The 6921-nt window shown below is 63.8% G+C and carries 5 protein-coding genes; 1 reads left to right on the forward strand and 4 read right to left on the reverse strand.

From position 1 onward, the window contains the following. The 4 genes from GSQ79_RS00905 to GSQ79_RS00920 all read right to left on the reverse strand — a co-directional run. A partial coding sequence (locus GSQ79_RS00905) for a valine--tRNA ligase (RefSeq protein WP_174243144.1) occupies positions 1-2412 on the reverse strand: 2412 nt, incomplete at its 3' end. Between the two features lie 153 nt (positions 2413-2565). Continuing rightward, a complete protein-coding gene (locus GSQ79_RS00910; protein ID WP_158806859.1) occupies positions 2566-3459 on the reverse strand; it encodes a PopZ family protein in 894 nt (297 codons plus the stop codon). Positions 3460-3598: 139 nt separating this feature from the next. Then, positions 3599-4993, reverse strand: a complete 1395-nt coding sequence (locus GSQ79_RS00915; protein WP_174243145.1) for a TolC family outer membrane protein — start codon at positions 4991-4993, stop codon at positions 3599-3601. A gap of 366 nt (positions 4994-5359) precedes the next feature. After that, complete coding sequence (locus GSQ79_RS00920) at positions 5360-6067, reverse strand: protein-L-isoaspartate O-methyltransferase (protein WP_158806861.1); 708 nt, start codon at positions 6065-6067, stop codon at positions 5360-5362. A gap of 176 nt (positions 6068-6243) precedes the next feature. On the opposite strand from GSQ79_RS00920, the gene GSQ79_RS00925 reads away from it, so the two are divergent. Further along, on the forward strand, positions 6244-6813 hold the full coding sequence (locus GSQ79_RS00925) for a DUF4337 family protein (RefSeq protein ID WP_158806862.1): 570 nt from the start codon (positions 6244-6246) through the stop codon (positions 6811-6813). The last annotated feature ends 108 nt before the right edge of the window (positions 6814-6921 follow it).

Below are 6921 nucleotides of genomic sequence, written 5' to 3' on the forward strand. Positions count from 1 at the left end.
GATCGTCGCCTCCCACTGGGCCTTCCGCTCGGCGGTTTCCCCCTGTTGCTCGGAAATCAGCACCAGCGGGATCTGCGCACCGGCCGGCACGTTCATTTCGGAACGCACCGATCGCACCTCGGAGATGAGATCGACGACCCAGCCGATCTCGGCCTCGGCCGCGGGATTCTCGAAGCCGGACAGATCGCTCCAGGTGGCAAGCGCCAGCACGCCGTCCCGCGCCGGGCCTTGCTCGCCCTTGATCGCCCAAAGCTCCTCGGTGATGAAGGGCATGAACGGGTGGAGCAGCTTGACGATTTCGTCCAGGACGAAGGCGGTGGTTGCCTGGGTCTCCGCCTTGCCGGTGGTCGGCACCTCAGCCTGCAGCACGGGCTTGGCAAGCTCGAGATACCAGTCGCAGAAGATGTTCCAGACGAAGCGATAGGCCGCATTGGCCGCGTCATTGAAGCGATAGCCTTCGAGCGCTGTGGTCACCTCCGCCTGTGCCTTCGCGGCCTCGCCGAGAATCCAGGTGTTGAGCGACACCGTCGTGGCGCGCGGATCGAAGCCGGCCGAGCGGACGCAGCCGTTCATCTCGGCGAAGCGGGCGGCGTTCCAAAGCTTGGTCGCGAAGTTGCGGTAGCCCTCGACGCGCGAGGTGGCGAGCTTGATGTCGCGGCCCTGCGCCGCCATCGCGGCGAGCGTGAAGCGCAAAGCATCCGCGCCGAACTCGTCGACCAGGGCAAGCGGATCGATGACGTTGCCCTTCGACTTCGACATCTTGGCGCCCTTGGCGTCGCGCACCAGGGCATGCATGTAGACATCGCGGAACGGCACTTCGCCGAGAAAGTGCAGACCCATCATCATCATCCTGGCAACCCAGAAGAAGATGATATCAAAGCCGGTGACGAGGACGGTGGTCGGATAATAGCGCGCGACGTCGGCTTCGTTGTCCGGCCAGCCCAGCGTCGAGAACGGCCAGAGCGCGGAAGAGAACCAGGTGTCGAGCACGTCCTCATCGCGGACGAGGTCGACCTTCTTGCCATAGTGCGCACCCGCCGCCGTCAGCGCCTCCGCTTCGCTCGCCTCGACGAAGACCCGACCATCCGGTCCGTACCAGGCCGGGATCTGATGCCCCCACCACAACTGGCGCGAGATACACCAGGGCTGAATGTTGTCGAGCCAATCGAAGTAGGTTTTTTCCCAATTCTTCGGGACGAAGCGGGTACGACCGTCGCGCACGGCGGCGAGTGCCGGCGCGGCCATGGTCTTGGCGTCGACGTACCATTGATCGGTGAGCCAGGGCTCGATGACGACGCCGGAGCGGTCGCCATGCGGCACGGCGTGACCATGCGGCTCGACGCGTTCCAAAAGGCCCATTTCGTCCATCAGTTCGACGATGCGCTTGCGCGCCTCTTCACGCGACAGGCCGTGGAAGTGTAACACCGTGGCGACGGCCTCGGTGGAGTCGCTCAGGCCGGCGACAAAAGCTTCGTTGCCCTGCAGCAGGAGCCGCGCCTCGGCATCCAGAATGTTGATCAGCGGCAGATCATGCCGCCGCCCAACTTCGAAGTCGTTGAAGTCGTGCGCCGGCGTAATCTTCACCGCGCCCGTCCCCTTTTCCGGATCCGAATAGGTGTCGGCGACGATGGGAATGAGACGACCGACCAGCGGCAAGCGCACGCGCTTGCCCTGAAGATGGGTGTAGCGCTCGTCGTCCGGATGCACGGCGACGGCGGCGTCACCGAGTATCGTCTCGGGCCGCGTCGTCGCGACGACGATCGTCTCGCCGGTCGGCTGCCCCTGGTCGTCGACCACGGGATAGCGGAAGTGCCAGAGGTGGCCCTTGGTCTCGACTTGCACGACCTCGATGTCGGAGACCGCGGTGAGCAGCTTCGGGTCCCAGTTGACGAGACGCTTGTCCTTGTAGATCAGGCCCTGCTTGTGCAGCGCGACGAAAACCTTGACGACGGCGCGCGACAGCCCCTCGTCCATCGTGAAGCGTTCGCGCGACCAGTCGCAGGAGGCGCCGAGGCGACGCAGTTGCTCGACGATGGCACCACCCGACTCCGCTTTCCAATCCCAGACCCGCTCGAGAAACTTGGCGCGGCCCATGGCGCGGCGATTCGGCTCGCCGCGCTCGGCGAGCTGGCGCTCCACCACCATCTGGGTGGCGATGCCGGCGTGATCGGTACCGGGCTGCCACAGCACGTCGCGCCCGCGCATCCGTTCGAAGCGGCAGAGGATGTCCTGCAGCGTGTTGTTGAGCGCGTGGCCCATGTGCAGCACGCCGGTGACGTTCGGCGGCGGAATGACGATCGTATAGGGCTCCGCCCCTGCCCGCTCGGGGCGGCCGGCCTTGAAAGCCTCGGCTTCGTCCCAACGCCGCGCGATTTTCCCCTCGGCGGTAGCGGGATCGAATGTCTTGTCCATGATTTGGTTCTTCAGCGAGAGACGGCGTGGTCGCGCAATCCTGCGGCCGCGTCGGGCCGACAAGCGCATCTGCGCCGCTAAAAGAAGCAGGCGCCTCGCGAAGTCAACGCGGGGCGCCCGGGACGATTCAAGGCGGCCGTAAGATGGCTCGGCCTAACGGCCTCCGCGTCCCACGCGTTCGATTTCCGCACGTACCAGCCGCTCGACCATGGTTGGCAGGTTGTCGTCGAGCCAGCTCTTCAGCAGGGGCCGGATCATGTCGCGGACCATATCCTTCAAGGCATCGTCGTTTTCGACGAGCCGGCTCGCCGCCAGCGTGTTGAACGCGGCGGTCACGGTCTGATCGGTCGCGGTGGAGAACAGGCTGGACATCGCGTCGGTCTCGGGTTCCGGGGTTATCGCCTCGACTTCACGCTGCCTGCGTGCAGGGTGAGGCGTCGCATCGGTCTCGGCAGGCGCCTCGGCGGCGACCGTTTCATCGCGCCGGGGCGCTGCCCGCGAGACTTCAACGTGCGGCGCCTCGACCGGCTCTGCCGGCAGCACCTCGACTTTCGGAGCGCTGGGCACGAAGCCGCTGTCTTCGCGATGGACGGGGCCCGCGCGAACCGGAGTGTCAGGCATGGCGTATTGCGGAGCCGCGATATGGCCTAGCGAGGCCGCCGAAACCAGGCGCGGCGTTTGCGGCAACGCCGCCGGCCGTTCTTCGTCGATCGTGGGGATAATTTTTGGCATCTCGGCGACCGGCGACGCGGGCTCAGCTTCGACCGGCGTCGGCACGTGAGGCGCGGCCTCGGTCAGTGACGGCGCCTCGGGATTGTCCAAGGCGGCACGGAGGGCTGCCTCGCCGTCGCGGACGAAGGTGCGGTTAGGCAGGGACTGATCGTCGGCGATAATTCTACGGATGGAGGCAAGGATTTCCTCCATCGACGGCTCGTAGGCCCGCTGATCGGCCGCCGCTGATGTCTGCTGGAGTGTTTCGGCTGCGTTCATGGCCTCTGACGCTTTCCTTAAACTCTGGGACTGACGACGGCCTGACGCGGCGGCCAATCGTCAAGGCGGGACCGGCACGCTTGCCGATCTCGCTTTCGTCCAGGCAATCTAGGGCGCGTGGCCATCGCTCCGCAAGGCGCGATCCAGACAAGTGTTGTGGAAGTCTTAACCAGCAGTCGACGGACTGCAGACGTGGTTAACGGCCATCCGGCGTGCGCAGGCCGATCCACTTGTCCTTGACCTGATCGTAGTGGATCGTCGGGTCGTACTGCACGACAGTGAGCGCAAGATTCGAAGCCGAAAGGCGTCCACTCGCGGCCATGACGACGTAGCTCGCCACAACGCGATCGCGCTGCGCCGAGACGAGATTGACGCGGGCGTTGAGCAGCGTCTGCTGCGCGATCAGGACGTCGAGGGTCGTGCGCTGCCCGACCTTGGCCTCTTCGCGGACGCCATCGAGCGCGATCTCCGACGACTTCACCGCCGCCTGCGAGGAGCGAATGACGGCCTTGGCGGTCTCCAACTGGCCCCAGCTAGACACGACGGTGGCGCGGATCATGTCGCGCTGCAGGTCGGCCTGAAGGCGTGCCTGCGACAGCAGTTCCTTGGCCTGGCGAATCTGCGCATAGGCGGCGCCACCGGTGTAGATCGGGACCGAAAGCTGACCCATAACGCTGCCGTTGAACAGCCGGTTGCCGGGAAAACCCTGGTACTGATTGTTCTGCTGGACGTTGCCGACGACATTGACCGTCGGATAGAGCTGGCCTTCCTGCACCTGGACCTGCAACTGCGCCACGTCGACGTTGTGAAACGCCGCCTGGATCGCCGGATGCTCCGACAGGGCAACGGTGATCGCCGACTGCAGGTTCGACGGCAGCAGGGCATCGATCGGCCGTGCCGCTTCCAGGCGTTTCGGCTCGACGCCGATGATCTGTCGGAAGTTGGCGACGCTGTTCTGCAAGTTGGCTTGCGCCGTAAAATAGTTGGACCGCGCGGTGGCCAGGCTCGACTCGGCCTGGGCGACATCGGTGCGCGTGACTTCGCCGACGTTGAACCGGTCGCGGGTCTGGCGCAGCTGCTCCTCGAGAACGGTGATGTTGTTCTTGTTGAGATCGAGGATGGCCGTGTCGCGCAACACGTTCATGTAGGCGGTGGCGCCGTTCTGCAGCGTATTCTGTTCTGTATTGCGGATGTTTTCGCGTGCCTGGAGAACGGTCGATTCCGCTTGGCGGACGCCATTGGTCGTCTGATTGCCGTTGAATAGGTTCTGCGTGACGGTTAGGCCTGCGGCCGTCGGAAACGCACTGCCGTTGGCATTCACGCCGGCGAGCTTCTCATTGACATAATTGTAGCCAAGCGAGGCCGTCGCGGACACCTGCGGCCGATATCCGGAAACCGCGCGCGAAACGCCTTCGTCGGAGGCTCGTCCGGCAGCACGCTGCTGGTTGAGATCAGGATTGCCCATGTAAGCCCGGGACAGCGCGCTCGAAATTGTCTCGGCGTGCCCGACGGCAGGGACGACCAGCATCCCCGCAGCCGCAACAATCGGGAAACCTGCGAATGCCGGCCGCATCGCCGCCACGAAGCGCATCGCTTCCACTCGTCTGCTACGAGACCAAACCATTCATATGCCTCTACGCTCCCTGTCGGGAGCCTGAACGCCACACCTAGACAGCGTCATTGTCACACGCCGTTCGCAGGCCACCATAAGGGATTCGGAAGCGGAAAAATTCGGACATCGTGAAAAAGGCCCGAGTGGCGCAAAAATGCGACAACCGTTCACGGCAAATTTACGATGTGTCTTCGTGGCTTATGCAAAAATCGAAGCGGGCGATCCTTGCCCGACGCGAGGCTGCCGTCCCGAAGACGCTGCCGGAATCGCTGACGAAGGCGCGACCTCACCAAGGCGACGCAGGCGGCATGATCGGCACCACGCGCCTGTGGCTCGCGCAGGGTCCTAGAACTGGAAAGCGGCTTCTTTCTTGAAGGCTTCGAGCAAAGGCGCCGAGGCATCGAACAGAATGCGTCCGCTGACCTGACCACCGCTCTTCTCGAAGCGCATCGCCTTCGCGGCACGACCGGTCGGGTCGTTCGGGAAGCGCTGGATCGTCAACAGCCGGCCGCCCTCGGCGAGTTGGCCGAACAAGGCGTCGAGGCCCGTCTCGATGGCGCCGTTCACGAGAATAACATCAAAGGGGCCGTCCGACTCGGCGCCATCCTGAAGCGGCCCGTCGATAGTACGCACCCGGTCGAGACCGAACGCGCCAAGCCTCATCTTGAGGTCATGGCGCAACGTGGAGTCGGCTTCGAGCGCCAGCACAGACGATCCCAGGCCGGCAAGGATGGCTGCCGAATAGCCACTGCCGCTTGCGACATCGAGAATCCGGTCGCCCGGTCCGACACGTCCGCCTTGAATCAGGCGCGCAAGGATAAGCGGCGGCAGGAGATAACGCTTTTTGTCGGATCCTGTCGAAATCGTCAGGCCAATATCGGAATAGGCGAGGCCGCGAACGTCATCCGGCAGAAACCGCTCGCGTGGTACCGCGAGAAACTGGTCGATCACCAGTTGATCCGTCACTTCGAAAGTCCGGATCTGGCAATCCACCATCGTCTGGCGCTGGATCTTCGAGTCCTTCAGATCAGCTGCGGAATTGGGAGCCTGCATGAGGGGGCCATCGTCTGAAGGTGTAACCACGATCGGTCGGTGCGGCTGGTTATAGGTGCGCACCCGAAGCGTGTCTATTCGTGGAAATCGGCACGCGGGTCCATCGACCACAGAGTCGTTGCCGAGACACGGAGGGGATGCAACAAAGACGCCGCTTTTCTCGAGCGGGGGCTTACATGAGCGAATCACCGACTGAATTCTTTGAACACGCCGAACACGCGGAGCATGTCGCCGCCTCCGGCGAGCGCTTCCTCATGAAAGTCTCGATCACGATCGCGATCCTGGCGGTCGCCGCAGCCACCGTCGGCTCACTCGAAACGATCGAGACCGCAGCCTCGATCGGCGACAAGAACGAAGCCGTTCGCATTCAGAACAAGACGACCGACAACTGGAATTTCTTCCAGGCCAAGAGCATCAAGAAGAATATGTACGACATCGCGGCCGCCTCGGCGGCGCCAGGCCCGGTCGCCGACGGCTTCAAGGCCCAGTCCAAACATAACGAGGACGACGGCAAGGAGCTCAAGGTCAAGGGCGAGGAGCTCGAACACGACGTCGAGGCCAAGCTACACGACAGCGAGACCCATGAGCGTCGCCATCACATCCTGACCGTGGCGACCACCCTGCTCCATATTTCCATCGCGGTGGCGACGATCGCGATCATCATCCGCAAGCATCGCTGGCCGTATTATTCGGCCATCGCGCTCGGCGTTCTCGGTGTCGTCGGCGCGGCCTACGCTTACATCTAAAGTCCGAAGGTCGGTCGGGCTCCACGCCCGACCGACCGCAATGTTGCCTAGGACTTGAGGCGCGTGTTGCACTCGCTGTAGTAGCCGCCGCCCTTCTGGATCCACTTC

The sequence above is a fragment of the Beijerinckia sp. L45 genome (assembly GCF_009765775.1).
Classification (GTDB): domain Bacteria; phylum Pseudomonadota; class Alphaproteobacteria; order Rhizobiales; family Beijerinckiaceae; genus RH-AL1.